Origin of the sequence: Vibrio sp. 10N.222.52.B12 (genome assembly GCF_002875385.1) — a bacterium.
In the GTDB taxonomy this organism is placed as follows: Bacteria; Pseudomonadota; Gammaproteobacteria; order Enterobacterales; family Vibrionaceae; genus Vibrio; species Vibrio jasicida.
The window spans coordinates 1-1,564 of the sequence record NZ_MDAW01000032.1 but is presented as its reverse complement, the minus strand read 5'-3'; the positions used below and the strand labels follow the sequence as shown (position 1 = coordinate 1,564).

3 protein-coding genes are annotated in these 1,564 nt (G+C 39.9%); 1 reads left to right on the top strand and 2 read right to left on the bottom strand.

All coding sequences use genetic code 11. The features are described from left to right. Positions 1 to 36: 36 nt before the first annotated feature. Positions 37 to 315 carry a type II toxin-antitoxin system mRNA interferase toxin, RelE/StbE family gene (locus BCT11_RS02045; RefSeq protein WP_005398411.1) on the bottom strand — a complete coding sequence of 93 codons (279 nt, stop codon included), beginning with the start codon at positions 313 to 315 and terminating at the stop codon, positions 37 to 39. Beyond that, positions 312 to 596: a type II toxin-antitoxin system RelB/DinJ family antitoxin gene (locus tag BCT11_RS02040; protein WP_005398409.1), complete on the bottom strand. Its 285-nt coding sequence runs from the start codon at positions 594 to 596 to the stop codon at positions 312 to 314. The genes BCT11_RS02045 and BCT11_RS02040 overlap by 4 nt, the downstream gene beginning before the upstream one ends. Positions 597 to 806: 210 nt before the next feature. Here BCT11_RS02040 and BCT11_RS02030 point away from each other — a divergent pair, with 210 nt between their 5' ends. Continuing rightward, positions 807 to 1,481: a hypothetical protein gene (locus BCT11_RS02030; protein WP_102386951.1), complete on the top strand. Its 675-nt coding sequence runs from the start codon at positions 807 to 809 to the stop codon at positions 1,479 to 1,481. The last annotated feature ends 83 nt before the right edge of the window (positions 1,482 to 1,564 follow it).

Here is a 1,564-nt window from a genome sequence, read left to right as displayed (position 1 = left end):
CCCCTTAACAGGGCGTTAGTTCCCCAGAGGAAGCAATCAATCCGTAGGGAATTTTTGTTTCTGGTGGAGTACACGCATAACTCGGATGATATCGCCCTCAACCCAGTAAGATACAATCATCGAAATCTCAGGAATAATGAGCAATCGTCCGCGGATGCCATCTCGTTGTACACCCATTAAAGGTTGTTCAAGCAAGTTTTCTACTTTTGCTTCAATGAGGTTGTCAGTTTTTTCTGCCGCATCAGGGTTGAAGTCATAGAGAAACTCGAAGATCTTTTCACGATCATTAAGTGACTCTTCTTCCCATAAAATCATTGCTTACCTCGATTACGGATTCTGGCTTTGCGCTCTTCCATTCGAGACTTAGCAGTTTGGTGCTCAACGAAAACAGATTTTCCTGAGTCAAACTTCTCAAATGCTAGGTTTACTTGTTCAGTTAGCCATGCATCGTGAGATAATGTTTTTCTTTGTTGTTCAGCGAGTTGCTCAGTAAGTTCACGGCAAGCATCACTTAGAGTTCGACCTTGGCTCTCAGCCATTTGTTGAGCTAGGCGTTTTGTTTCTTCATCAACACGAAATTGAATTCTAGTGTCCATGATATATTCCTTTGTTGGTGTGTGCACAAATGTTAGCACTAGGCTTTGAGATGGGCAACTAACAAACAATTTAAGAGTGATTCGGCACGCGTGGCATTTTTACTATGCGTTGGTTTTAGTGATTAAGGTGGTATGCGGGAGCATCGTATTGCGTGCCTCACACCTTAATTGGGCGTTAGAATTACTACTGAAATAGTATTGGAGTGGAAAGTGAAAAATGTATTTTTAGCTCTTGCTCTCACCTTGACTACAGGTGCTTTTGCTCAAGATAGCCATGTGTTGGATGGTTCCATACGTCAATTGGCTCCTGATGGATACATCGTACTTGAAACGATTTATGGTGATTTGAATAAAGATAGCCAAGAGGACGTTGTTTTAGTCATCAAAGGTACTGATCCCAAAAAAATTATTATTGATGAAATTCGGGGTGAATTAGACCTCAATCAAAGAGGTCTCGTAATTGCTCTAAAAAACAAGCAAAAATACGAGGTGATAGTTGAGAACCTAAGTTGTTTTTATTCGGAGGACGAATATGGGGGTGTATACTTTAAACCTGATATCTTAACTAGCATTGAAAAAGGAAACCTTCATATACTTTTTGCTCATGGTCGCTATGGGCACTGGCGCTACAATTTCCGTTATCAAGGCTCAGATTTTGAGTTGATTGGTTATGATTCAAGTGCTAACAGAGGACCAATAGTTGAAGAAGTAACTAGCATTAATTATCTGACAAAGAAAATGCTAGTAAAGGAAAATATTAATAGCGATGACGAATATGCAGACCCTGTGTTCAAAGAAAGGTGGGAGAGTTTTTCTCTCAATCATCGTTTTAGGTTAAGTGAAATTAAAGACTTTAGTGAGTTTGGTGATGGGGTGCTTAGATAGACTTTTATTGAAACGCAATTCTAACAAACTGTTCAAGAGGGATTCGCAACGCGTGGCATTTTCACTATGCGTTGGTTTTAGTG